Origin of the sequence: Enterovibrio norvegicus DSM 15893 (assembly GCF_900115495.1) — a bacterium.
GTDB lineage: Bacteria > Pseudomonadota > Gammaproteobacteria > Enterobacterales > Vibrionaceae > Enterovibrio > Enterovibrio norvegicus.
The window spans coordinates 168762-195273 of sequence record NZ_FOWR01000005.1 but is presented as its reverse complement, the minus strand read 5'-3'; the positions used below and the strand labels follow the sequence as shown (position 1 = coordinate 195273).

Here is a 26512-nt window from a genome sequence, read left to right as displayed (position 1 = left end):
CTCTCTGTCTATGACTTGTTCGGTATGCTCAGTGTCGGAGGGGCTATCGTGATGGTGGAGGAAGACAGCCGCCGTGATGCCAGTGCTTGGCTTTCGTTGATCCAGCACCATCACGTTACCGTCTGGAACTCTGTGCCTGTCTTGCTTGATATGCTCATGGTGGTGGCAGAAAGTGTTCATGCATCTCTGCCTTTCGAACAAGTGCTGCTCTCCGGGGATTGGATTGGTCTGGACATTCCTGAGCGTCTGTTTGCACTTAACGGCCATCAGGTTCGTCTTGCGGCCATGGGCGGAGCAACGGAAGCGGCCATTTGGTCAAATACCTATGACGCTTTCGACCCCGATGCCCCACTCCCAGCCCATTGGACCTCCATCCCGTATGGCAAGCCTCTGGCTAATCAGGTTTATCGTGTGGTTGATGCGCAAGGCCGAGACTGCCCTGATTGGGTGCCCGGTGAATTGTGGATTGGCGGCGATGGCGTCGCGACGGGCTACCGTGGAGATGAAAGCCTCACCCATGCCCGCTTTGTGGAAGCCTCGTCTGACACGGTGCCTGATGCGTCTGTCATGCGCTGGTATCGTACGGGCGACCAAGGGCGGTATTGGCCGGACGGGAATTTAGAATTTCTTGGTCGACTTGATCATCAAGTCAAAGTACGTGGGCATCGCATTGAGCTGGGTGAAGTAGAAAGTGCCTTGATCCGCCTCGAGGGTATCGCACGGGCTGTTGCTGTGGTGCTGACGCCATCTGGCCAACCCGCCTCTTTGGCCGCTGCGATCGTCTTGTCGGCATCCACCGACGATACTCCCTTCGCGCATACAGACATCACAGACCCACTCCGCGCATTGCTGCCTGATTATATGGTGCCTTCAACGCTGGCCGTTGTTGATGACATCCCCCTCAGCGCTAATGGCAAAGTGGATAGAAAGTCTTTGTCTCATCAATTACAGCGGCAATCAGACACTCACTATGAAGCGCCAATTGGACCCATTGAAGAGCAGGTTGCAGAAATTTGGGAAGCTGAACTCGCGATAGATCGGCTTTCGCGCCATGACAATTTCTTCATGATTGGTGGAGACAGCTTAGCAGCAACGAGGATTGTGCAAACCATGCAACAACAACGCATTAGCCCTAACGCTATTCCCCTTTCACTGTTGTTTACGGCACCAAGCATTGCTGAGTTTGCACAGGAAGTATCAGCACAATGGCAAAACCTCGCAGAGGGGCAAACGGAAGGTTCAGATATTTTTGAGGAGGGTTCGCTATGAAGATGTTTACTAAAGGGATGGAGGTTTCAGCCTTCGTTGAGGCGTTAAGAAACCGTGGCGTTCAACTTTGGGTTGAAGGAGAAGCACTTAAGTTCAAAGCACCCAAGGGTGTGATGACAGCAGAACTTAAATCGATATTATTGGCAAAAAAATCCGAGGTCATCGGTTTTCTTAACCATGTTCCGGACGAGGTTACATTAACGGCTTACCCAGAGGATCGTTACGAACCTTTCCCGCTCACTGATTTACAACTGGCGTATATTGTCGGGAGAAGAAATAACTATGAGTTGGGAGGCGTAGGCTGCCATTCCTATATCGAGCTTGACATGCCACGGCTGGATCATGCGCGCCTAGAAAATGCATGGCACAAACTCATCCTTCGTCATGAGATGCTTCGTGCTGTTATTGGTACTGATGGTAAACAGCAGATTTTAAAGCATGTCACTCTCCCCGAGGTTATATGCCATGACACTAAAGGCTTATCCGCTAGTGCTTTCGAAACCGCCATCATCCAGGCTCGAAATGAAATGGCATATCGCCGCTATGACTCTACATGTTGGCCACTGTATGAATTACGGCTAACGCAACATGATGATCGTTCAATACTTCACCACTCCACCGATCTATTGATCGCCGACTTTGCCAGTATCCAAATCCTTTTGGCCGAATTGGGGGAGTTGTATCAACACCCAGAAAAAGAACTCGACGCAATAAATGTGTCTTTCCGTGACATTGTGCTCTACCAGCAAGCGTGTCATTCGCAGCAAGAAAGTGATTCAAAATACCAAGTGGATCGTCAATATTGGCAACAGCGTATCCCGTCGTTACCTGGTGCCCCTGAATTACCCATTCATCAGAACATCCATCCACCAGCTCACCCAATACCTGACGGCGAGCCAAGTTTTGAAAGGCTGTCGTTAGAGGTATCTCCCCCTGAGTGGCAAGCGTTATGTCAAATCGCTACGTCACATCACATCACGCCATCTGGTGCAGTGATGAATGCCTTCGCGGAGGTGTTACAACGTTGGTCTAGAAACGATGACTTTTGCATCAACCTGACATTACTCAACCGCAAAGCGCCGCATCCAGACGTGAATCGTATTGTCGGCGATTTTATTGCAGTGAATGTGTTGGAAATAGCACACGACCGCGGCGGTGACTTTAAAGAAAGGGCTGTTGCCCTTCAGCATCAACTTTGGAAGGACCTCGAGCACGACAGTTACACTGGTATTGATGTTCTGCGTGATATGACCAAGGACAGAAAAAGTAATACGCTCATTCCCGTTGTTTATACCAGCACTGTCGGCGTCAGTGGTGAAGCCTTACCCAACAATGCCTTTATGCATGATGCAAAATTGAATTTTGGGATTACGCAAACACCTCAGGTTTGGCTGGATTGCCAAGCCACAGAACGAAAAGGCGCATTGTGCGTAGATTGGGATATCCGAAAAGGTGTATTCCTACCGGGCGTCATAGAACAAGCCTTTGATGCGTTCAAAACCCTACTCCTTTCTTTGTCTAAGTCAAAAGGGCACTGGAACAGTCGCATGCCTGTTTCCTTAAATTCAGACTGTATTGCGTTGCGTAAGAAACTCAATACAGAAAGAAACGCGCCGCTTCCAGAAGGTTTTCTTCATGCGTCGTTTTGCCATCATGCCATCACATCACCGGATAAAGTGGCACTGATTCATGATGCGCAGACACCCATCACCTTCACCTATCGCGATATGGCCGAATGGTCTCTTTCTATTGCCGATACGCTTCTCGACAAGGGGCTTCAGCCTGGCGAGCCCGTTGCCATATTCTTGGATAAAGGACCTCAGCAAATAGCTGCCATCATGGGCATACTTCTTGCTGGCGGGGCTTACGTGCCTATTGATGTCATCCAACCTGAAAAGAGACGAAACACAATTCTTCACGATGCTTGCATCCGATTAATATTGACTGCTCAAACTGACGCTAACCTAAACTGGCCAGCTGATATCAGAACCATGGTGATCGCTGAACCCCCAACGCTAGAGAGAAATGATCTGGCATTGAAACAACGATTATCACGCATTATTGATCAAGGTTTACAATCAGATACCCGTAACCAATTAGCTTATATCCTGTACACATCAGGCACGACTGGGCGTCCTAAGGGCGTCATGCTGACGCATGAAGGTGTTGGTAATACCATTGCAGGCTTTAATGCAGAATTCGGTATAGAAAGTGACGACAAAACGCTTGCTTTGGTTAATTACAGTTTCGATCTTTCTGTATTGGATATCTTTTGTACGTTGAGTGCGGGCGCAACATTGGTACTTCCTGGCGATGGATGGAGGAATAACCCCGAAGTGTGGGCAAAAACAATCCAACATCAGAGAGTTACCATATGGAACTCTGTCCCCGCCCACATGCAAATGCTTATGTCATTATGTGAGAACAGCCGTTCAATGGATCTTTCTACCTTAAGACTTGCCTTTATCTCCGGTGATTGGATCCCCGTGTCGCTGCCGCCAAAAATTCATGAAATGTTACCGACGTTATCACTCAACAGTCTGGGTGGCCCCACAGAAATATCTGTCACTTGTATTGCCAACCAGATAAAGGACGTGCCCGAAGGAGCCACGAGTATTCCCTACGGCCTGCCATTGAGAAATCACAGACTGTATATCCAAAACAACCAGTATGAAGATTGTCCCGACTGGGTGCCGGGCGAAATGCTGGTAGGTGGTCCAGGAGTTGCGAAAGGGTTCATTAACGATCCGAAAAGAACGCGTGAGCGCTTCATTCTTCATCCTGTTTCTGGTGAACGAATGTACAAAACAGGCGATATTTGCAGGTACCGCCCCGATGGTGTTATTGAAATTCTTGGGCGCCAAGATAATCAAGTCAAAATTCGAGGTCATCGAATTGAGTTGGGTGAGGTCGAAGCGGCATTGAATGAGCTTAGCTATGTGCAACAAGCCGTTGCCTTAGTTAGGTCTGGCCCTGCTGAATTGGTCTGTGCCCTTGTCTTCAATACCGAGGTATTGCATGGCGAAGACAAGGTTGAAGAAGCAACAGATGACATGATTCATCGTGTACAAAATGATCTTGCAGCGTTACTGCCGGGCTACATGATCCCTTCAAATGTAATAACGATGTCCTCGATACCTCTGAGCAACAACGGAAAAGTTGATCGTATATCGCTAAAAGCTTGTTTCGACACACTCATTGTGAACAAGCACACAGAAGAGCTACCGCTTGAAACGCCGCTGGAATTAAAACTCGCTGAGATATGGAAAGCCTTGTTAAAAACAGATCATATCTATCGCTCTGACGACTTTTTCCTCAAAGGAGGATCGAGTCTGACTGCGGTTGAGTTATTAAACCGTCTGTCTGAAGCTGGTTTTATTGTCAATATTGACATGATTTTTAATAACGCAGTCTTTGAAAAGATGGTAGACGTATTGGAAGCGTCAGAAGATGCGGAAGAGGCGTTCCGACAATCCATCGACCTCGACAGTCTGTGCGCAAATGCCTTGAGAAATTTCCCAAATGCAACGCCATTAGAGAAGCAGAGAGCTCAGTCAGGAAACGTATTTATGACTGGCGCAACCGGCTATCTGGGGGTCTATATTCTCAAAATGCTACTCGATAAAACCGACGATACACTCTATTGTTTAGTGCGCTGTCGAGATGAAAGTGAGGGTTACAACCGTATCCGAAAAGTGATCGCCGATCAGGGCTTAGATTGGGAGATCGATACTAAAAGAATAAACATCATTCCCGGAGACTTAACGAAAGAAAGATACGGCCTTGACGACGCGCAATATCAATCACTTTCTCAGAACATCGATAAAGTCTTGCATATTGCAGCATTGATCAGCCTTATTGCGCCGCTCTCCGAGCTTTACCCCATTAACGTTAAAGGCTCTGCCAACGCAATTGAACTCGCGACAACTGGCAAAATTAAACCCATTCACTACATGTCGACTATCGGTGTGCATTATCGCCTTCCCTACGAGGAAAATGAGCCGCCTGTACTCGAATCTGTTGCCCCTGATGGGCCATGGCACAAACCTGAACTCACGTATGAACATACAAAATACATGGCTGAACAAATTTTCTATCGCGCGAGAGAGAAAGGCGTCCCTGTGAATATTTATCGTTCAGGTGCCATTACATGGGATAACACGCTCGAAGCCCCATTCATTAACGATGACGCCTTTGTGAAATTCTTCAGGACATGTTTGAGCATTGCGGCTTACCCGGAGTCGCGCATTTTGATTAGCACAACACCCGTCAATATCGTTGCAGACGCTATCGTTGAAATTAGTCAAATGTACATTCAAGGCAAAGGCGAAAATTATCATGTTGTCTCGCGTCATAGCCACACTGGCGAGCAAATCTATTGTTGGCTCAATGAATTGGGATGCCATTTCAAATCGGTAGATTTTGCGACATGGGATAAGCAGCTCGCTGATAGTTTCGGTAGAGGCTTCATTAATCGCTATTTTAAACATGGCATGGAGCAAGGTGGTCACCATCAGTACCGTATCGACAATACGGAATCCGCATTGGCTACTCTCGACAAAACGCCCTTTGTGATAACAAAGGAATACTTTGAGCCTTTGGTTGCGCACTATAAAGAAGCCATCAACCGCGTATTCGTTGAAAAAGTCGATAGCGTAAAGGCAAGCAAACAAAAAGAGGGAGCATAACGTTGAATAACGTCAAACAACTCAATGCGCACCGTGGGTCAAAAACCGGCGTTAAAACGCCTTGGTTTAGAGTGATTAAAACCGGAGAAAGTATTCGTCAGCGCATATTTTGTCTTCCTCATGCTGGCGGATCAGCCGGTTACTTTAGGCAGTGGCGAGATGCTGTTCCAGCGCACACTGAGCTTATCGCCGTTCAATACCCAGGAAGAGAGGAAAGGCTAAACCACCTCTGTATCGACAATATGGAAGACATGGTTTCTGCCCTCTTTACGCAATTCCTTGAGAATCCGTCACTACTCAGAGAGCCTTTCGTTATTTTTGGCCATAGCATGGGCGCTTCTATTGCGTATGAGCTAACGCTAAAGTTACTTGATGCGGGATTTAAGCTCCCGAAAACACTCATTGCATCTGCGACGGATGCACCTGGCCACGCGAATCCAACGCATTTCCATATCAGTTCTGATGGTTCCCTTATTCAAGAAATAGTGAGGCTTAACCCCTCTCTCTCTTTCTTACAAGAGCATGAAGACCTGTTGCAGATGATCCTTCCATCACTGAGAGCTGACTACAAGCTCATTGAAAGCTATGGGAAGCGAAACGCAAAGCGCCCTCCACTTCCTTTACCCATTATCAAACTCATCGGTGAAGATGATGACGAGTTGAGCAGAAAAGATGCACTGCTTTGGCGTAATCAAACTTCAACGGCGTTTTCGTTACGTGTTTTTCAAGGCGGCCATTTTTACCTCGCAGAACACTATCAGGGAGTAATGAGAACCATTATGGAAGCTTTTGACGATAACGTGGTGTTCCCTCCAACAACACCTTATCACCTGCCGTAACCCTCCTGCCTGATTGGATGCCCCGCACGTTTGCGGGGTATTCAATCCCGATTCGGGTAGTATGAATATATTTGGATGTTTACCATCTTTCTTACTTGAAATCTCACTCCCTGAATTAGATTGGAAGACAACACTATGCGCGGCTCATGGATGAAAGCGATCCCATTAGGTTCTGGTACAACCTCGGCGCTTAAAGACAAGATATATACTGCTATTTGGGTTTTAACGGCAACACTGCTCAGCCAGAAGATACATGCTGAAAGCGCTTATCCCGTTACCGTGACAGATGATAGAGGGAAAGTGGTGACGCTTTCTTCCCCCCCTGACTCTGTGGCGTCTATATCTACGTTTGGCGCTGACACACTAAAAGCACTCGGGGAACAGGCAACAGGGCTATCAACACTTCAACATCGCAAATCTCTTTTTCTAGGCGAACAGGTCAATGATGTCATTAACCTGGGCGAAGTGCATGAACCGGACATGGAACAACTTACCAAGTTAAACCCCGACCTGATCGTTGGCTTACAGCAATATGCAGAACCGTTTGCAGGTCAATTTGAAAAGATTGCGCCTTTGCTTACCTTCGATCTCGTGACATTAGAAGATTCCCACCGTTCCATCGCGGCTCTGGCAGATGCACTGGGCAAGCACAGCGCGGGAACGCAAATAAACGCTGCGTTCGAGAACACATTGAGTGCCTATAACAGAAAAGCCCCTGGCGGGGTAAGCGTCGTCTTCCTATGGCATTGGGCTGATACGATTTATGCCTTTTATGACCACCATATTACCACGCATATCATGCGCGAACTCCGAGGCGATTACACCATGGGACCCACCCCAACACCGGAGTTAAAAAAACCGGATGCGACCGTGTTATCCATGGAGAAACTCCTCACATTAAATCCAGATGTGATCATTTCATTTACGGGGGATGACAAGCCCATCAGCTACCACCCTGTTTGGCAAAGACTCGACGCAGTGAAAACATCCCGTGCCTATCGAGTGGGCGATCAGTATGTAATGACCCATGGCCCTATCGCTAGAGAAATGGTGTTAAAGGAGCTCGCCTACCTTCTTTACCCAACGACCTTCAGTGAGCCAAGTGACATCCCAGACGCCGCGAGAGCAAAACCACTCGTTTTTTCTGAAAGGTAACGTATTGAATGAGTCATCCAACATCAACGTTACCGAAAGGGATGTCGCATCCTCTACGAATGTTTCGGCGTCGTCAGTTTCTTGTAGTGACGGTATGCTTTGCCTTAATTTTTTTCTCGGGCTTGGCGTCGCTGATGACTGGGGAAGTCTATTTTTCAGCATCACAGGTCGCCACAGCGTTTCTGCAACCGTCTGATTCATTGTCAACATTTCTGGTGATCGAACTGAGGCTCCCGCGGTTCCTTATCGCACTCTTTGTTGGAGCAACACTCGGAATGGCGGGTAATATTGTGCAATCCATTACCCGTAATCCCCTGGGTTCGCCCGATCTTATGGGTGTCAGTGCCGGTGCTTCATTCGCCATTGTTGTTTGTATGGCTTGGTCGACGCTTCCTCCTTTGGCGCTCTTGTCAGTAGGCACAATCGGCGGGTTTTCTGCCGGTTTCGTGACGTTTCTTATTGCATGGAAGACGCGACTAGACCCTTTGCATCTCACGCTTTCAGGTATGTGTATTTCGCTTTTTTTTAATGCAGCAATCGTGGTTGTTCTCATTACCGCGAAAGCGGATGCAAACGGTATCTATTTTTGGTTGACCGGCAGTTTGATGGACCGCACTTGGCAACATGCCGTTTTACTGATCCCGTTTGCCTTCATAGGGTTGTTATTGGGTGTCGTATTTTCAAAACCCTTGAATCTACTCATGTTAGAAGACATCACATGTGAATCATTAGGATTTCCTGTTCACGTATGGAGGGTTACCTTGGGATTTATCGCTGTTGTGCTTACTGCAGCAACGGTTTCAGTTGCGGGCCCTATCTCTTTTGTAGGACTCATTGCGCCCCATATCACACGGCTAACGCTACATAACAAACGACATATTCAGTGTGTTGACCATAGGCAAAGACTTCCCATTTCAGCACTGATAGGGGCCGCGCTTGTTTGCGTTGCCGACACCCTTGCAAAACTTCACAATGTGCCTGTGGGTATTCTTTGTGTGTTGGTTGGGGGTCCTCTTTTTGTCTACCTGATAAAGAAAAAAGTGGAATAGAAAATGACAATGGCTTCCCTAGAAAGCACACAAGATATGGCGACGAACCGGCCTACATCCGGCAAGCATTATCGGCGAGTGTTGTTCTCGCTTTGGTTCGTCACTCTGCTACTGATCTTGCTGTCTCTGATGTCTGGCTCGATCCACCTTTCTCCTTCTGAAGTGTTAAACGCACTGATGTTTAATACGCCAGCTACGACGGCACATGAGGTGACATGGAACCTTCGCCTACCTCGCACCCTGCTTGCATTACTGGTTGGCTTTCATTTCGCGCTATCAGGGCTCATTCTCCAAGCCGTGACACGAAATCCGCTTGCAGACCCAAGCATCGTTGGTATTTCAAGTGGCGCTAGTTTAGCCATTGTGATTTTTTTACTTTTGGCTGATTACCTCAACGCAGTCCTGTTTTTTAACAGCCCTTTTAACTTGTCCTTAACCTGGCTTCCCTTCGCTGCACTCGTGGGAGGCGCACTGTCTACACTTTTCGTTGTATTGCTGTCGCTTAAAACAAGACTTCGGCCTATCACGCTGACGCTCAATGGGTTTGCTGTAGGTGCGATAACCAATGCCATTGTCATGTGGCTAGTGATCGTCTGGGGCGGAGGGAGAACAGAGACCACCGTTCTATGGTTGGCTGGGAGTCTCTACGCCAGAGACTTTTCCCACATCATGATTGTGTTGCCATGGACACTCATAGGAGTGTGTATCGTGCCTTTCTTAACATCACCCATGTCAATACTTCGCTTTAATGAGCAACAAGCTCAAACAATGGGCGTAAATGTTTTGGCTTGGCGAATCGCATGTATAGCTATTGCTGTCGTCTTCGCTGCCAGTGCAATTGCTGTGAGTGGACCCATCGGTTTTGTAGGCTTGATTGTTCCCCATGTTGCCAAACTGCTTGTACGCGGTGATATTAAAAAACAATTTTGGGTCAGTGCACTGCTAGGCGCTTGCCTGACTCTTGCTGCTGATATCTTAGCGAGAACTATCGTCAGCCCCATTGAACTGCCAGCGGGAGCCATAACAACCCTACTGGGAATACCCATTTTACTCTTCCTTTTACAACAACAGATTGGACGACGCTCATGACGTTATCTGCATACCAGCTTACGCTTGGTTATCAATCGAACATTATTATCCCTTCAGTCTCTCTGACACTGCATGCTGGAGAGATCACTTGCCTAGTCGGCGCAAACGGATGCGGCAAATCTACGTTGTTAAAAGCCTTGGCTGGTGTCCTTAAGCCAAGACAAGGGACAATTACGTTGAACGAGAAGCCGCTAAAAGACTGGTCTAAAAAAGCCCTCGCTAAAGAGATTGCTTTTCTACCTCAAGATCCAATGGCACCAGACGATATCTCCGTCTACCAGTTGGTATCCCATGGCCGCTTCGCTTACCAAGGGCTTCTGGGTAAAGTCACTCAAAAAGACGTGGATGCCATAGAGAACGCGCTAAAACTCACGGGTATGACAAAGTACAAACATCGTTCATTTAATCATCTTTCAGGTGGCGAAAGGCAGCGAGGTTGGCTTGCCTTATGTATTGCACAACAAGCGAAATTATTGTTACTTGATGAGCCCACCACTTATCTAGATATTGGCCATCAGTATGAAATCCTTTCTCTTTTAAGGGCGTTAAATCAGCAACAACAACTCACCATTGCCATGGTGTTGCATGATATCAACCAAGCAAGCCAATTTGCTGATCGCATAGTCACTCTGCAACATGGAAATATCATTACCGATGACACGCCAATAAACGCGGTTAACGAAAAAATGATGATGAAGGTCTTTGGCATTGATGTTGAGATGCAAACTCGGCGAGACGGAAATAAAATTTACCCGCTAGCCATTCCTCTCGGTGCACGTTAAAACCTCAACGTGCACAAATAATGTTGTGAATATTGAACTTATTCGGGTAATAGAAACCGTATCGGGTAGCAGCGCAATGCTTGTCAATGCAAACTAGATGATTATGAGAATCATTCCCATGAAAATCTAACCTTTGACAAGGAGTATAACGTCATGCGGGTTACCCCCTTAACGCCAGAACAACCACGACCCTCAAATAAAACCAAGTCCATGCCCATGCAAACCAGCGATAAAACTGGTATGAAAATAGGTTGGCCTCTCTTAGGTTTATGTCTGTTCCATTTCGCTTCTTCAGGCTATGCAAGTGAGCAAGATGTTCTTGACGTCATTACCGTCACTGCAGATAAACGAAGTGAAAATATGATGTATGTTCCTTCGAGTCTATCGGTTAAAACAGACCTAGATCTGAAAGATGCTGAAATTACAACAATATCCGAGCTGGCTCAGCACACCCCCAATCTTCATATTTTCACATGGGGCGGTAGCAGAGAGAGTAACATCTTTATTCGTGGGATTGGGCCAGGTCTATTTACTGATCCTACCGTCGGGTTTTATGTTGATGGTGTGAACTACACGAACAACGGTATGTTCGATCTTGATTTGATCGATATCGAACGCATTGAGGTTTTACGAGGGCCTCAGGGAACATTATACGGCGGTAATTCTCTAGCAGGGATCATCAATGTTGTTACCAACAAACCCGACAACTTCACGGAAGGACGCGCATCACTTTCCGCTGACAGCTTAAATGAGAGAAAGCTCAGCGCCACTGTATATACCCCTATTGTTGAAGATCGTCTTTTTGCGGGCTTAAGTGTCGCCGGCGTGCAAAGTGATGGACATATAGAAAATATTTTTGATGGTTCGGACTATGGTAAAAAAGACGATTTTTTTGCCAGAACGACGCTGAGATGGCTTCCATCAGATTCTATCGAGGTTAATTTAGCCGTCGACTATCAACGCCTTAGAGATGATTCCTACGCCCTAGGTCTGGCTGACTTTATCAAAAACAATCCGGAAAAGATCAATAACGACTTCAAAGGTAAAGATAATAGAGACTCGATTGGTGCCTCTCTGTCTCTTACGAAAAATTATGACACCATCGATTTTACATCAATCACGGGATGGAGAGATTGGGAGAATAATAGTTCTGCCGATCAGGATGCAAACAGCAGTGCCCTCTTTGTTTTCCACTCAAGTTCAGATGAAAAACAAACACAGTTATCTCAAGAGTTTCGTTGGGCATCGACTAGCCCTTCTGATCTCCAATGGCTCGCTGGGCTTTATGCCTATGCCAGTGATTACAAGGTACGCGGTCGAAACGACCTCGATTACACAGGTATTGGTTATGGCGGACCTTACGTAGATAGATCAAATGTAAAGAAAACCAATTCCGGCTACGCAGCGTTTGGGCAGCTAGACTACAACATTACGCCAGCATTGGTGATAACAGGTGGTCTACGACTTGATCGAGAGAAACGAAAAGCTGACATAAAATTCAATAACCAAAGTACCTCTAACGTCTCGATAGCTGGTACCAAAGATTTTGATATATGGCTTCCTAAGATTGGTGTTACTTACACATTCGGCGACAGCTCGATGGTGTACTCATCAGTCAGTCGTGGTTACCGAGCTGGTGGCTTCGATCACCTTTACCCGAGCCAGAATGACCCCGCCTACGACGAAGAAACGACGACAAACTATGAATTAGGCTATAAAACAACACAACTCGACAATAAGCTCGACCTTTCTGCTGCCATTTTTCTTATCGACATAAAAGATCAACAGGTTCAACAACTCGTAAAGGCCACCAATCAAGTACTCACCGATAATGCTGGTCGAGCTAGAAGCCAAGGCCTCGAATTCGAAGCGAGATACATCCCCGCCAACAACTGGCTCATCGAGCTGGGGGGAAGTATCACCAATGCCGAGTACCGCAAATATGATAATTGTGATTTGTTGGGTTCAACAAAAAACTGCAACGGTAAGAAGATGGTGAATACACCCAACTTCACCGCCAATCTTGCTGTTCAGCATAGAATCCCGCTGACAGACGACTGGGATCTTTTTAGCCGTATCGATACCACACATATTGGTGAGTATTACTTCAACAGCTTAAATACCCTCAAACAGGAACCTTACCAATTGATCAATGCCAAAGTCGGCTTAGAAGCTTCATCATGGGATGCATATCTATGGGTGAAAAATGCACTCGACGAGCACTACTCAACCGTACAGTATGATTTTGGTACCGGCCCCACCGCTGAAGCAGCAGATCCCCTTAGCGTAGGCATCACATTGACCAGCCATTTTTGACCTTAGTGTAGATGAAACCTGCGTGTCAGCGCGACAGGTTTCATCCTAAACATTCATCAGATCTTTTTAAGTCGCGTCATAGGGGGGCGCCATATTCATGAATGCTCAACAACAAAAATCCGGTATTTTAGTTCTAGGGGGCAAAGGGCAAGTGGGTCATGAGGTTGTCCAATATCTCTTAGACAAAACATCTCACATGATCGTGGTTGCATCTCGCTCTGCCACTCCGGCTGATTTTCCAAAGCGAGATGGGATTCAAAGAGTGTCCACAAAACACATTGATGTGATGGACGAACCTTCGCTCCATTCTCATTGCAAACAGTACTCTCTTGTTATCTCTTGTGTGGGCCCGTCAGGCATCATCGGTGACCGGGTAGCAAAAGCATGTAAAACATCTGGCACGGCTTTTATAGATGCGGGCGGTTACGATCCTGTCTTCCAAGGTCTGAAGAAAGATGAAAAGCGCGTGCCTTCGAGCGTTCCACTCATCATTAACGTAGGTCTACTGCCCGGCTTATCGGGTCTGTTTCCAAAATACGTATTAGAACAGTCATATGACGTATCAGCGATTGACGAGATTGAGATGCAGTATGTCGGGCGCGACGCATGGTCATTTAATTCTGCCTGGGACATTATCAACAGCTTAGGTGGGTTTGGTATAGATCGAGGGTTTGCCTACTTTGAAAACAACATCTTGTTAAAAGCCCCCTTCCGCCAAGCAAAAAGCGCTGTCAACTTTCCTGCGCTCGACACACCAGCAAACACCATGTTGGTGTATTCAGAGGAAGCACTAGAGCTTGTAAAAGAGTGTGATATTCATAATTTACGAACGTATGGAACCAATATTGGCCCTCGTGCAATGAAAGTTTGTATTTTGGCCAAGTTATTAGGGCTATATAAATTCCGCTTCACAAACAACTTCGCCGCCAGACTACTTGAAAAAGCGTCCAGAAAAGATCTTGAATCTCTCAGCCCCTTCTATGGCATTCAAGTCACTTTACTCAAAGGCAAAGAGATCCAGTCTAACGCCCAACTAACACTGACAAACACTTACCAAGCAACGGGTAAAACCATTGGTATCGCTGCCAGATGCGTTCTAGAGGGTAAATGCACGAAGGCGGGTGTACTTATGCTGCACCAAGCTATCGCTTCATCAACATTTTTGTCTTACCTCGAAGAAGAAAACATTGCCGAATGGTCAATCGAACAAAACGTCAAAAAACACATCATTGAGGAGAAAATCGCATGACGTCGCCAGTAAATAAAAAGAGAGTCATTGTCATTGGAGGTAGCGGAGAAACTGGGCGTCGAATTATTCGTTTTCTTACCGCTATGCATCCTCATTTAGACCTCGTCGGCACATCTCGCCAGTCTGGTGGCCAATCTCTTAACAAGGTCCCATTTGTCCATTTTGATCTTGATGATCCCGACAGCGCAGTTGATACCCTCTCATCCTTTGATCTCGCGATTATTGCACTGGGGCCAATGGAAACAATCCAAGCAAAAACCCATCTTCTTTGTTTAAAAGCCTGCGTTGATTGTATTGATATAAACGACAGCCTTTCTGCAGCAGATAGTATTTTCTCACTAAATGAAGCGGCCAAAAGCAGTCACCTTTTGATGTTAACTGGAATGGGCTTCATGCCAGGCTTATCCACATTAATGCTATCTAAGATTGCAGAAGAAAATCGGTCAGAAGATAAAAACTACGCAATAAGAGCTTATATGGGTGCCGCCTATGGCGGAGGAAAAGCGAGCCCTTATGCCATTCTTGCTAGCTTCAGTCGTTATGTGCTTTGGTTTATTGATGGAAAAAGAAAAAAAATAAAAACACCATGGTGTGATGGAAAAGAAGCATTCACCTTTCTCGGCCACACTACAAAAAACCTTCTCATTCCCTACTCCTCGGTAGAAAGTGCAGGCCTTGAAGCAAAGCGTGGTGACCTCTATCAACATATTGAAGGCTTAGATGCTCGCTACAGTATTCAATATCTAAAACAGAGCGTTGCTAAGTTTTTTGCTTTCATATCTCCCAATGAGCGGCGCAATAATCAACTGGCCGAAAAGTTTTACAAAAGTGGCCAGCAAATGAAGGACAAAAAAGACGCCGACCCAGATACCATTCTTTGGTGCTACCCCGACAATGAACCAGAAAAAGGCCTACTCCTCCACGGTATGATTTCGTCTTATGATCTTACTGCTCTCGTCGCTGCATGCTGCGCTGAACTTTACCTCAGTGATCAAATGACAGATATGAGTGGCGTATTTGGCATCGAAAATATCAGTGAGCATCATCGAACATTGCTACTGAAATTGCTCAACACGCAAGGAGTCACTTTTAAGGAAGCCAACACTGATGCGTTAAAGATGTCTGGCCTTTATTTTGGCTGGGTGGAGTGCCCCGAAAAATCTGTCAAGGACATGAAGCACTACTACCAAAACTGGTATACCGCACCGAAACAGCACCCAAGAATGATCCCTTTGCAAAAGGAGTTTTTGCTTCAGTCAGAGATCTGGAAAGCGCTAAAAAGCAGACTAAGTCCGCTCTCTTTTGCAGGGTTTATTGGTAAAACACTTTTTAGATGGCGAGCACATCAAAAACAGCTAAGCGACTTCTCATCCGAGACACCGTTACCCCAAAAAGAGATCTGGGATAAAGCCGTTAAAGATATCAGCATGTTTACCTCGGGATACTCATGCGCACGTGATGTTTTAGGTCAAGAAACTGCGTTTTTACTTTACCGAAAAATGTTTCTTGAAACAGGAAAAATGGAAATGCGATGGCTATGGCCGGATACCCAATTGTTCTCACTATTAGAAGACCCATGCCAAGGAGCAACAGATTATTGGATCGCGTATCTTAGGAGCTATCAACACTTAAATATCCTTTCAGTCAGCCTCGATATCAGTACTTCACGGAAGATTAGCTTTACTATAAATGATTGTTTATACGCTAAGTTATTTACAAATTTAGGGTGCCCAGAGCTCTCTCACTTGATACGTGAAATGGAACGCGAAGCATTGGAATATATATTACTTCCCAACGGAGGATCAGTGACATGGGAATTGTTCGACCAGGGTGATGTTCAAGCGTTGATCACGCTAGCTTCGCCGAGTACAGTGCATAAAGAAGCTGACAGGAAGATTGAAAAGCTTGTTGGATAGATATCATGAGGAAATCTTTAACAAGTAAGGTTGTCTTTGTTTCAACCAATATCTCTTATGACAACGAATACTTATATCGCATGTCTTCCATTGGGATACGTTTACCGTCTCAGATGGTTAGTGAGGCGGTACTAAAACGCAAGTGTGAATTTGCTGCAGGTCGTTATTGCGCTTTTGAAGCTCTACAAAGCCTTGGGATTTCAAAACCAATAGACATCCCTATTGGACCAAACCGCGAGCCGGTTTGGCCTGCTAATACCATAGGATCAATTTCTCACTGCCAAGGTATCGCCGTCGCAGTGGCTGCGTATTGTTCAGATGTGACATATTTAGGGGTAGATATTGAACCTTTGATCTCACCCGAAATATGCAATCAGATCTGGCATTGCGTTGTCTGTGAAAAGGAGTCGAAATACAGCAAAGAGTTTAGCAGCAGAGAAACGTTTCTTACTGTCGTGTTCTCAGCAAAAGAAGCACTCTACAAAGCACTCTTTCCGAGAATCAAACAGGTTGTGGGTTTTGATGCTGTAAAGGTGTCAGGTTTGGAGGCAAAGAAGCAAATAATGTCTCTTTCTTTGAATTTCCGTTTTGACGATTCGCTGACGTTTGATCAAACGTTTTTAGTGCACTATCAGGCGTATTCAGACCAAACAATCCTAACCTTTCTCCATCAGGAAAGAGAGAAATGATTAGGAAAGAGTAAACCTCTCCAAACACACAAATGAGAATGATTATCGATGCAATTAACTGTAGTATATGATTGCTGAATAAGTTGGCGTTGACTGAACAACTACAGGTGTTTACCTGATAGTAGCCCTTGCCCAAAAAAAGGATTGAAATGTGTGCTGCAGCCTATCTCCCTAAGGGAAAGGAAGAGTTAGACAATGATAGCGTTAATGCTCAAGAGCGCGTTGATTATGTTCAAATTCAACAAGGGCTCTCGGTATGTATATCTCGTTCCGAAGCAAGCCTAAAACCTTGCTCATTTCCTGGAGATAATGAGTATATTCACTTAAATTGCCTTTTACAGGGTGAATTTGAAGCGAAAATTCGAAACATCAATATTCATCTCCGAGAGGGAGAAGTTAATATCGGTTTTTCTGATGGGGAAGAATTTTACATGCCCCGCTCAACCGAATTTTGTAATCTCGCCGTCATGATCACACCTAAATTATTGATGGAAATAGCAGGCGAAGAGCTGCTGCAAGAACATTGGTACAGTGACGTTTCATTTTTTGTCAAAAATGTAGGTAAAAGCCCTAAGGCGGTATCAGCTGCTTTGAACTTAGCAACCTTGATGAATGAATCCCCCCAGCGAAAAATATTACTTCATGCTGCGGTACTTAATTACATCCATTGGAGTCTTGAGGACAGCAGCGAGCAATCATGCAAATGTAATATCAGCGCGAGGGAAAAACACCGTTTAGAAGCTGCAAAACGCTACTTATTGAAAGATCTGAGCGAACCACCAACAATATCCGAAATTGCCGAGGTCGTTGGACTTAATCAGTGCAAACTGAAAAGAGGCTTTAAAATTCTCTACAACTGCAGTATTTACGCTTATTTTCAAGAAAAAAGAATGAAGAAAGCGCTAGACCTTCTGCGGCAAAACAACGTAACAGAAACCGCAATGATACTTGGCTACAGTAATGTTAGTCACTTCAGTGCGGCATTCAAAAAACAGTTCAACATTTTGCCTAAAGATGCGCGGCGAGAACTTATAGCCAGTGTGGAATATAATAGAACGCCATGATCAAAATGAGTGGACCTGCCTGAAGGTAGGAAAACGTTCAAACAGTGCCTATTTGAAACCCACTGAGTTACACCATGGCTTCATGCTGATTGACTCACTTTTGAATGAGGATAATAAACTACCGCCACCAGGTAGGGTCTTCATATATTTCTGCTGAATGAAGGCGTTCATGACGCAAATAAAAAGTGCTTACTATTCATTTTCCTTGTCTTTAAAGCACATAAATAAGAGCACATCGTCGCTTATCGATGTGCTCTTATTATGATGAGCAATATGAAAGGATGCGTTCTTTCTATTCGTCCTTTTTGTGCTTTGAGTGACGTTGTAACGTTTGTTTTAACACCACCGCACGGATTGGTTTGGTAACAAAGTCGTCCATGCCAGCATCTAGGCACTTCTCTTTATCTTCATTCATGGCGTTCGCCGTCAATGCGATGATGGGGAGTTCATACCCGTGAGCGCGCAAATACTTCGTCGCTTCAATACCGCATAGTACGGGCATAGACATATCCATCAAAATTAGATCAAACGGTTCGCGTTTCTCCTCAATAATATCGATCGCTTCTTGGCCATTATTAGCAACAACAACCAGATGCCCTGCTTTTTCAAGCATGAGTTTCACCACCATCTGGTTAGCTTTGCTGTCTTCGGCGACCAATACTTTGAGTGGCAGAATCACGTCATCACTCGGTTTGTCTTTTTTCACCAACTCATTGGCTGCAGGTTTAATTAACGGAATGTTAATTCTAAAACGGGTACCCACGTCAGGCTCACTTTCAAATGCTATTGTGCCATTCATCATGGACACGAGTTTCTTACAGATAGATAGCCCTAAGCCTGTTCCACCATATTTTCTTGTAATGCTTCCATCCGCTTGCGTAAACGGTTGGAATATGTCTTTTTGACGATCTGGATGAATACCAATGCCGGTGTCTTCAACGGCAAGCTCCAACCAATCGCCATTCGTCCACATCGAGACTTCGACGCGTCCCGACTCTGTAAATTTCACGGAATTTCCGACCAGATTTAGTAGTATCTGAGTGAATCGATTTCCGTCTTGGTAAATCAGGTCTGGCACATTTTCCGCAATGTCTGTACGCAGCTCAATGTCTTTTTTCGAGGCGTTTTCTTTTAATTGGTTGAATACAATTGTGACACTGTCACGTGGGTTGATGTTTTCAGGCGATAGCGAAAAACGCTCAGACTCAATACGAGAAATATCAAGTACATCGTTGATGATGGTCAGCAACAACTGTGCGGATTTATCCATCTGCAAAACCCAAGACTCTTGCTCGCTGTCGAGGGGTGACTGCTCCAAGGTATCAAGCAAACCCATCACGGCATTCAGGGGTGTTCTGATTTCATGGCTCATCATTGCCAAAAATTGGGATTTGGCTGCGTTTGCTGATTCCGCCTGTTGTCTGGCTTGTTGCAGTTCCTGCAGTCTTTGCTTACGCGTTGTGATGTCCTTTGCTGTTCCTCGAAAGCCCAAACAATTGCCGCGCTTATCGTAATAAGGACGCCCAGATAAGCTGATCCACTTCACTTTGCTATCGCGTGAAATCTGCCATTCAACTTCAGAAAAGGTTTCTTCAAGTTGGATTAAGTCGAGCAGTTTATGCTTCACCTCGGGTTGTTTATTGAGGTGAGCAATAATGGCGCTTGGCTCAGTCGATAAGTCTTCATTAGACGGTGAAGACAGATAGGTAAATTGAAGGTTGTTGTCGATCTCCCAGAACCAATCCCCCGCTGTTTTAGCAAAATCGCGAAAGCGTTGGCGGCTCGCCGTGAGCTCTTGGGTTTTGACGGAGACTAAACACTGGAGGCGCTCGCGGTAATCGATGTCGATAATCGTGCGTTCGATCAAAGGGCGAAAACGTTCGATAACTTGCTGTGCTTTGGTATCGAAGCCGCCTTTGCTTGCTGAGAACAGCATGAGAATGGATTCACTCGCATTGACTGTCATGCCTGTTATCAATGCGGAATGGCAGCTTTTAAAATCAATGTTATTCAACAAAGAGAATTCACTGACGCGCTCTGGCGCATACAGGATGACGGTTTGCCCATTCACGCAACGTGAAAATGTTTTCCCGTCTTTCCATTGCAGATCTTCAACTTGTTGGGATGTGGAGACTAAACAAGAAAACTTCTCTTCTGTGTCCTTGTTTCGTATCAGTACGAGTGCATCATCAAAAGAGACATAGCGTTCGATAACTTTAAGCAGCGTATTGAAGACTTCAATTTTGTTGCTCGCGCCAGACATAGCCGAAATCGCTGACAAAATAGCGCGGTTTTCTTCCTTGAACTTCTGCTCGCGTTCTTCAACACGATTAAGTTCGAACAACGTTTCCTGAAGTTTCTCTGAAACCGCGTTTGTCATAGCTCTTCCTTGTGGAACAAAACAGCAGAGATCATGAGGTTACCGTGGGCGATTTCTCCGCCCAAAAACTGACCTTGTTCACCAAAGGTAAACGGGCAAATAAACGGTGCGTCATGCATCGAGCGGCTCATGTTTATTGCCACGTCATGCAAAGACGGTTTTACGTGCAGCATACAACCCGCACAATAGATTGCTATACCGCCTACAGGTACATCAGCATTCTTGTCATGTTCATTGGCGGAGTTAACGACTCGCCCTGCTCGCGATACAAGCATTTCTGTAGTGCCGGACATGAAATGCACGGTCTCGCCTTCGAAGATGCTACAAAACATTTGAATGCCACCGTCATCTGACACCTTTGATGGGTGCGAAAGACTGTAATAAGGCATGCCATGAATTTCACCGGTTTGACGCCCGAGCGGGAACAAGGTGGATTGAGCAAATAATTGTGCAGGGTCGATGTCTAATCCTGTGGCGTCATGATACCAGCGGGAATAAACCTTCGCCGCGGGCTCACCGTTCAATTCAACTAGCGTGCGCCCTTTCACTTTGGTGGCAATAGCATGTGGTCCCATCGCGGCATATCCGCTATGGAATGAATAACTGATGCGGCCTGATGGGAAATACACTGCCATGCCAATGCCGTCAGCCGTGATTCTTTCGCGGTCGAACAAAGACCAGTTACCACAAATTTCATCATCCGCGGCTGTACCGCCGATAATAGGGACATTGACACCAAGCTCGCTGCGGATGGCACGAAGCACTGTTTCTTCATGGCCCGGTGTTGTGTGGAGTGTTATAAGCGCAGGCAGTTCCCCTGGACGGCCACTGTCGTCAATGGCCTTTTGCAACACGGTTTTGGCTTGCGTGAGCACATCTAAACCAGGGTCGAGTCGGACGACTGCACTACCATATGCGCCCTCTTTGTCTTGGATTGACCAAACCGCGAGGTTATGCCCGTTCACATACCCTTTGTCCGTCATCGTACCTTGGCAAGAAGAGCAACCGAGCACATGTGAATTGGGGAAATGTTTTCTAAGTTCGCTTTTGATGACGTCAACATCTTGCGTTTCTGTGTAGTACGCCAAAATAAGATCAGGCGACGAGTTGGTCGCGCAGATTTCCACCGCAATTTCTTCAACGGCGGTGATGGCGTTAGAATTTGATGACGAAGATGTTGCTATTCTCATTAGCGTTTGGCTATCGAATTTACTGCATGGACCTCAATAATAGCGTTCTCTCTTTATCAAACTCCAGTGTTTAGCCGTTTTCTTTACGTTTAATCACTGAATTCTCTATTGATAGACGATAGAATCATCACATTCGAGATGAATTTACCGCTTGCCATGGATAGCCAGCTTTATATTGTCATACCCTCTCTAGAGCCTTTAAGTCAGATCATCAGTAAGCATCTGGCAGAAAAAGGAAACTCCATTGTCTACTTAACCGACAACGAATCGGAAGGCTATGCCATTGCAGCAGAAGAACCACGCGTTCGTTATCGCTTCTGCTCACCTCATGATCTCAATGCCATCGAACACGAGCTTTATTGGGTTGAAAGGAACATTTCTCCAATTAATAGCGTAGTGGTAATGGTCAATGAAGAAGATATCGAACAGGAAAGAATGCCTATCTCAGAGGATATTTTTTCGTTATATGCATCCCGTCTTAACGAAAATCAACCTCAGCTGTCACTGACCTATGTGATCACCCCTAAATCCAAAGAAAAATCATCAGATTCATTGGCGGATCTCCATTTAAAGCTATGTGAATTGGCGCACAAAGACCAAAACGGATCAGGGATAAAAATCAATCACGTTGTTCTGTCCCCTGGTCATGAACCCCTTGAAGGTGTATGTGCCAGTATTGCGAGGGATGCTTCTGATTTGATTCACTTCCTGTCAACTAATCGTGCCAAAGCGATGCAACAACAAGCCTTCTATTTTTCTAACTGAACCATGAAAATTCCAGTAAAAAAGCAGCCTAGGGCTGCTTTTTTATTGAATTATTCAGTTTCATGCGCAATTTATTCTCAAACGTTAAAATGTTAATGCCTTTCGCATAAATATTAATTTAAAGTTAAAAGTTAATTGCTATTTGATCTTGATCAAAGAAGAGGATCAGTTTCTGGTTTGGCCCTGTTTTAACACTCTCAGGCAAAACATAAATATAAGTCGTCTCGGAATTATCCCGCACTATTTCTTGTTGCAGTAAGACGTTATTTTCCCGCTCTGAATCAACACGTAAATTGAGGGGTTTAACACGGGAGGTGACAGCAAGGCTCTCTTCTCCATCTTCTTGTTTTAAAAGATGTATAGCGACAGTGGAACGCTCTAAAGACACACTGCATGCCCCTACTGATATTTGACAAATCAAGGCGGTCTCATTTGAAGAGTAATTCATTGTTCGCCAAATAAAAGCTGTGATAAGTACAGACATAACGACTAATATTTGTACAAGTCGACCTGTGGTTAATTTTTCTGCTGCCATAATTTACTCGGTATTCCCGTGTTACAGAGCTCAAAGTTTTAGTAGAAATGTTACTCGAGGGTAAACCGTCTGTGGTTAGAACCCTGTATTTCACTGTTTAAGTGAAGTATCATCGATGCCGAAAATGCCACTTTTACAATGAAATAGCAATGGAATGCATTAAGTGGACAGAAAACAAGCACTATTCGCATTGCATTGCTTCTGGGTGGCATTGTGACATTTTTGTCACTATGTATACGTGAGTGTAGTAATCAAAAAAAGTGGAAGCATGCAATATGAGCCAAGATAAGCAGCTTGAACTGGACTACAACTACCGCGTTGTCCGTCAATTTACCCTAGTAACAATCTTGTGGGGCATTGTGGGCATGGGTGTTGGAGTTCTAATTGCCGCTCAGTTGGTTTGGCCCGCACTAAACTTCGATATTCCTTATCTGACTTATAGCCGACTAAGACCACTGCATACAAATGCCGTGATCTTTGGTTTCGGTACAAGTGCGCTTTACGCAACGTCTTATTACGTTGTGCAGCGTACTTGTCAGACGCGTCTATTCGGGGGCAAGCTGGCTGAATTTACCTTCTGGGGATGGCAAGCAGTTATTCTTTCTGCAGCGATTTCTTTGCCGTTGGGTTATACCACCAGTAAAGAATACGCAGAGTTGGAATGGCCAATTGATATCGCAATCGCCGTAGTGTGGGTAGCTTATGCCGTGGTGTTCTTTGGAACCATGATTAAGCGAAAGACCTCCCATATCTATGTCGCAAACTGGTTCTTTGGAGCCTTCATTCTTACTGTCGCCGTTCTTCATATCGTCAACAGCATGGCAATACCTGTTAGTGGAATGAAGTCATACTCCATTTATGCTGGTGCCATCGATGCGATGATTCAGTGGTGGTATGGGCATAACGCCGTAGGTTTCCTTTTGACCGCAGGGTTCTTGGGTATGATGTATTACTTCGTACCAAAGCAAGCGGGTCGTCCGGTTTACTCTTACCGTTTGTCTATTGTTCACTTCTGGGCGCTGGTTTCCCTCTATATCTGGGCGGGTCCACACCACCTCCACTACACTGCACTTCCTGATTGGACGCAGTCTCTGGGTATGGTGATGTCGATTGTTCTGTTCGCACCTTCTTGGGGCGGTATGATCAACGGTATCATGACCTTGTCAGGTGCATGGCACAAACTACGCTATGACCCAATCCTACGATTCCTGATTGTTTCTTTGTCCTTCTACGGTATGTCGACGTTTGAAGGCCCAATGATGGCAATCAAAACGGTTAACGCCCTCTCCCACTATACAGACTGGACAATCGGTCACGTTCACTCAGGTGCACTTGGCTGGGTTGCGATGGTTTCTATCGGTGCGGTTTATCACTTGATTCCGAAATTATTTGGTCAAGAACGCATGTACTCTCTGCGTTTGATCAACATCCACTTCTGGCTGGCAACAGTTGGCGTTGTGCTTTACATCGTCGCAATGTGGATTTCAGGTGTTATGCAAGGCCTGATGTGGCGCGCGGTAAACACAGACGGTACGTTAACGTACAGCTTTGTTGAGTCTCTTGAAGCCTCTTACCCGTTCTACTTCGTTCGCTTTGTTGGTGGCGCAATCTTCCTGTCGGGCATGCTTTTGTTGGCGTACAACGCTTACAAAACGATCTCTGCACCGAAGGCAAGTCTGAAAGCCATTGAACAAGCAGCATAAGGAGACCAACTAATGAGTTCTAGTCGTCATGAAATTGTAGAGAAGAACGTTGGTCTTTTTGCAATCTTAACGGTCATTGCGATCAGTCTTGGAGCCTTAGTGGAAATCACGCCACTGTTGTTCCAAAAACAAACAACGGAACCCGTCGATAATCTTCGCCCTTACACGGCGTTGGAGATGGAAGGACGTGATATCTACATCCGTGAGGGGTGTAACGTATGTCACAGCCAAATGATTCGCCCGTTCCGTGCTGAAACTGAACGTTATGGTCACTACTCAGTCGCTGGTGAAAGCGTATGGGAACACCCATTCTTGTGGGGTTCTAAGCGTACTGGTCCTGATTTGGCGCGTGTTGGCGGTCGTTATTCTGATGAATGGCACCGTGTGCACCTTATCGACCCTCGTGCCGTTGTTCCTGAATCAAACATGCCTGGCTTCCCTTGGTTGGCAGAGAATGTTTTGGATGGCCGAGACACTGAGAAGAAGCTAACGATTTTCAGAGATATGTTTGGCGTACCTTACACCGATGAACAAATTGCAAATGCAAAAACGGACGTGGAAGGTAAAACTGAGATTGAAGCGCTTATTGCATACCTGCAATCTCTCGGCCATGCAATGAAGTAAGGGACTGTTATGGAAATTGTATCGTTCCACAGTATCTGGACACTCGTTATTTTTGTGTGCTTCATTGTTATTGCGCTTTGGGCTTACAGCGGTCGTCGTAAAAAGGATTTCGATGAAGCTGCAAACCTTGTCTTTGCCGATGAGGATAAGAGCCAAGTTAAGACAGGAGAAGATAATAAATGACTACGTTTTGGAGTCTATTCATCACTGTCATTACCCTCGGAACCCTCGCTGGTTGTGCTGCACTTGTAATCTGGTGTAGCAAGGATCTGAAAGGCATTTCTGATGGTGAAGATATGGGTCACGAATACGATGGTATCCGTGAGCTGAACAACCCACTGCCAAAGTGGTGGTCCTATATGTTCTGGGCAACCATTGTTTTTAGCTTGCTTTACTTGGCGCTCTACCCTGGCCTTGGTAACTTTAAAGGCCTGTTTGGATGGCAAAGTTCAGCACAGAACATCAGTAACGTTGAAGATTCACGCCAGCAGTTTGGTGATGATTCAGGGATTAACCAATATGCACGTGAGTTGGCGCAAGCCAATGCCATTTTTGGTGAAACCTTCCGTAAGCTTGCTTACAAGCCTGGTTCGGACGAACTTCTGGATATTCCAGAAATCGCGAAGAACCCTGAGGCGGTAAAAGTGGGTCAGCGTCTCTTCATTCAAAACTGTGCTCAGTGCCACGGCTCAGATGCGCGTGGTCAAGCTGGCTTCCCGAACCTGACCGACAAGGCATGGTTATACGGTGGCGAGCCTGACACCATTAAGGCAACCCTCCTTCACGGTCGTGTCGGTAACATGCCAGCATGGTTAGATGCACTTGGCGAAGATGGCGTTAAAGAAGTGACAACCTATGCATTGAGCCTGTCTGGCCGTAAAGTGAACGCACAAGAGGCAGCGAAAGGGAAAACCCGTTTCGTTGTTTGTGCGGCATGTCATGGTACGGATGGTAAAGGTAACCCTGCATTTGGTGCACCTGATTTGACGGATAACGTTTGGCTGTTTGGCGGTTCGAGAAAGGCTGTTGAACAAACCATTCTTTATGGTCGTCAAGGGGTGATGCCTGCTTGGAAAGATATTTTGGACGAAGATAAGATCCAACTTCTTTCTGCTTATGTTTGGCAGCTAAGCGAAACAGAAAATCAATAATTAGTTAGTAAGACTTAAGCCCCTGCCTTGCAGGGGCTTTTTTACCCAAGAACTCTGTA

20 protein-coding genes are annotated in these 26512 nt (G+C 45.7%); 17 read left to right on the top strand and 3 right to left on the bottom strand.

Annotation, left to right across the window (positions count from 1 at the left end):
* From BM082_RS04950 to BM082_RS04895, 12 genes are all read left to right on the top strand, one after another.
* On the top strand, nt 1-1269 hold a 1269-nt coding region (locus BM082_RS04950), incomplete at its 5' end, for a non-ribosomal peptide synthetase (RefSeq protein ID WP_139218771.1).
* On the top strand, nt 1266-5957 hold the full coding sequence (locus tag BM082_RS04945; RefSeq protein WP_074925533.1) for a non-ribosomal peptide synthetase: 4692 nt from the start codon (nt 1266-1268) through the stop codon (nt 5955-5957). The genes BM082_RS04950 and BM082_RS04945, both read left to right, overlap by 4 nt.
* Before the next feature lie 2 nt (nt 5958-5959).
* Complete coding sequence (locus BM082_RS04940; RefSeq protein WP_241810496.1) at nt 5960-6796, top strand: thioesterase II family protein; 837 nt, start codon at nt 5960-5962, stop codon at nt 6794-6796.
* Between the two features lie 135 nt (nt 6797-6931).
* Entirely contained in the window at nt 6932-7951 is a 1020-nt protein-coding gene (locus BM082_RS04935) for an ABC transporter substrate-binding protein (RefSeq protein ID WP_017017234.1), read from the top strand.
* A gap of 8 nt (nt 7952-7959) precedes the next feature.
* Complete coding sequence (locus BM082_RS04930) at nt 7960-9000, top strand: FecCD family ABC transporter permease (protein ID WP_241810495.1); 1041 nt, start codon at nt 7960-7962, stop codon at nt 8998-9000.
* Between the two features lie 3 nt (nt 9001-9003).
* Nucleotides 9004-10089, top strand: a complete 1086-nt coding sequence (locus BM082_RS04925; RefSeq protein WP_017013631.1) for a FecCD family ABC transporter permease — start codon at nt 9004-9006, stop codon at nt 10087-10089.
* Nucleotides 10086-10871 carry an ABC transporter ATP-binding protein gene (locus tag BM082_RS04920; protein ID WP_017013632.1) on the top strand — a complete coding sequence of 262 codons (786 nt, stop codon included), beginning with the start codon at nt 10086-10088 and terminating at the stop codon, nt 10869-10871. Before BM082_RS04925 ends, BM082_RS04920 begins: the two co-directional genes overlap by 4 nt.
* A gap of 153 nt (nt 10872-11024) precedes the next feature.
* The gene (locus tag BM082_RS04915; RefSeq protein ID WP_074925530.1) at nt 11025-13187 is read left to right on the top strand and encodes a TonB-dependent receptor; all 2163 of its coding nucleotides are present in this window, start codon (nt 11025-11027) and stop codon (nt 13185-13187) included.
* A 97-nt stretch (nt 13188-13284) separates the two neighbouring features.
* Entirely contained in the window at nt 13285-14436 is a 1152-nt protein-coding gene (locus BM082_RS04910; protein WP_074925527.1) for a saccharopine dehydrogenase NADP-binding domain-containing protein, read from the top strand.
* Nucleotides 14433-16352 carry a saccharopine dehydrogenase family protein gene (locus BM082_RS04905; RefSeq protein WP_017013635.1) on the top strand — a complete coding sequence of 640 codons (1920 nt, stop codon included), beginning with the start codon at nt 14433-14435 and terminating at the stop codon, nt 16350-16352. The genes BM082_RS04910 and BM082_RS04905 overlap by 4 nt, the downstream gene beginning before the upstream one ends.
* A 5-nt stretch (nt 16353-16357) precedes the next feature.
* On the top strand, nt 16358-17041 hold the full coding sequence (locus tag BM082_RS04900; protein ID WP_017013636.1) for a 4'-phosphopantetheinyl transferase family protein: 684 nt from the start codon (nt 16358-16360) through the stop codon (nt 17039-17041).
* Nucleotides 17042-17190: 149 nt separating this feature from the next.
* Complete coding sequence (locus tag BM082_RS04895; RefSeq protein WP_017013637.1) at nt 17191-18105, top strand: helix-turn-helix domain-containing protein; 915 nt, start codon at nt 17191-17193, stop codon at nt 18103-18105.
* Between the two features lie 292 nt (nt 18106-18397).
* On the opposite strand, the gene BM082_RS04890 is transcribed toward BM082_RS04895, so the two are convergent.
* Nucleotides 18398-20485 carry a PAS domain-containing hybrid sensor histidine kinase/response regulator gene (locus BM082_RS04890; RefSeq protein WP_074925524.1) on the bottom strand — a complete coding sequence of 696 codons (2088 nt, stop codon included), beginning with the start codon at nt 20483-20485 and terminating at the stop codon, nt 18398-18400.
* Nucleotides 20482-21675, bottom strand: coding sequence for an FIST signal transduction protein (locus tag BM082_RS04885; protein WP_074925521.1), 1194 nt, complete (start codon nt 21673-21675; stop codon nt 20482-20484). The genes BM082_RS04890 and BM082_RS04885 overlap by 4 nt, the downstream gene beginning before the upstream one ends.
* A 156-nt stretch (nt 21676-21831) precedes the next feature.
* Here BM082_RS04885 and BM082_RS04880 point away from each other — a divergent pair, with 156 nt between their 5' ends.
* A complete protein-coding gene (locus BM082_RS04880) occupies nt 21832-22440 on the top strand; it encodes a hypothetical protein (RefSeq protein WP_244275931.1) in 609 nt (202 codons plus the stop codon).
* Between the two features lie 124 nt (nt 22441-22564).
* Here BM082_RS04880 and BM082_RS04875 read toward each other — a convergent pair whose 3' ends face one another.
* Nucleotides 22565-22975 carry a hypothetical protein gene (locus BM082_RS04875; RefSeq protein ID WP_017008426.1) on the bottom strand — a complete coding sequence of 137 codons (411 nt, stop codon included), beginning with the start codon at nt 22973-22975 and terminating at the stop codon, nt 22565-22567.
* Between the two features lie 275 nt (nt 22976-23250).
* Between BM082_RS04875 and ccoN the strand changes: the two genes are divergently transcribed.
* Genes ccoN through ccoP form a run of 4 tightly spaced genes read left to right on the top strand, consistent with a single transcriptional unit; the run spans nt 23251 to nt 26453 of the window.
* Nucleotides 23251-24678, top strand: coding sequence for a cytochrome-c oxidase, cbb3-type subunit I (gene ccoN, locus BM082_RS04870; protein WP_017008425.1), 1428 nt, complete (start codon nt 23251-23253; stop codon nt 24676-24678).
* 12 nt (nt 24679-24690) lie between these two features.
* The gene (gene ccoO, locus BM082_RS04865) at nt 24691-25302 is read left to right on the top strand and encodes a cytochrome-c oxidase, cbb3-type subunit II (protein WP_017008424.1); all 612 of its coding nucleotides are present in this window, start codon (nt 24691-24693) and stop codon (nt 25300-25302) included.
* 9 nt (nt 25303-25311) lie between these two features.
* Nucleotides 25312-25485, top strand: a complete 174-nt coding sequence (locus tag BM082_RS04860) for a CcoQ/FixQ family Cbb3-type cytochrome c oxidase assembly chaperone (protein ID WP_017008423.1) — start codon at nt 25312-25314, stop codon at nt 25483-25485.
* The gene (ccoP, locus tag BM082_RS04855) at nt 25482-26453 is read left to right on the top strand and encodes a cytochrome-c oxidase, cbb3-type subunit III (protein ID WP_017008422.1); all 972 of its coding nucleotides are present in this window, start codon (nt 25482-25484) and stop codon (nt 26451-26453) included. The genes BM082_RS04860 and ccoP overlap by 4 nt, the downstream gene beginning before the upstream one ends.
* Nucleotides 26454-26512: the final 59 nt, after the last annotated feature.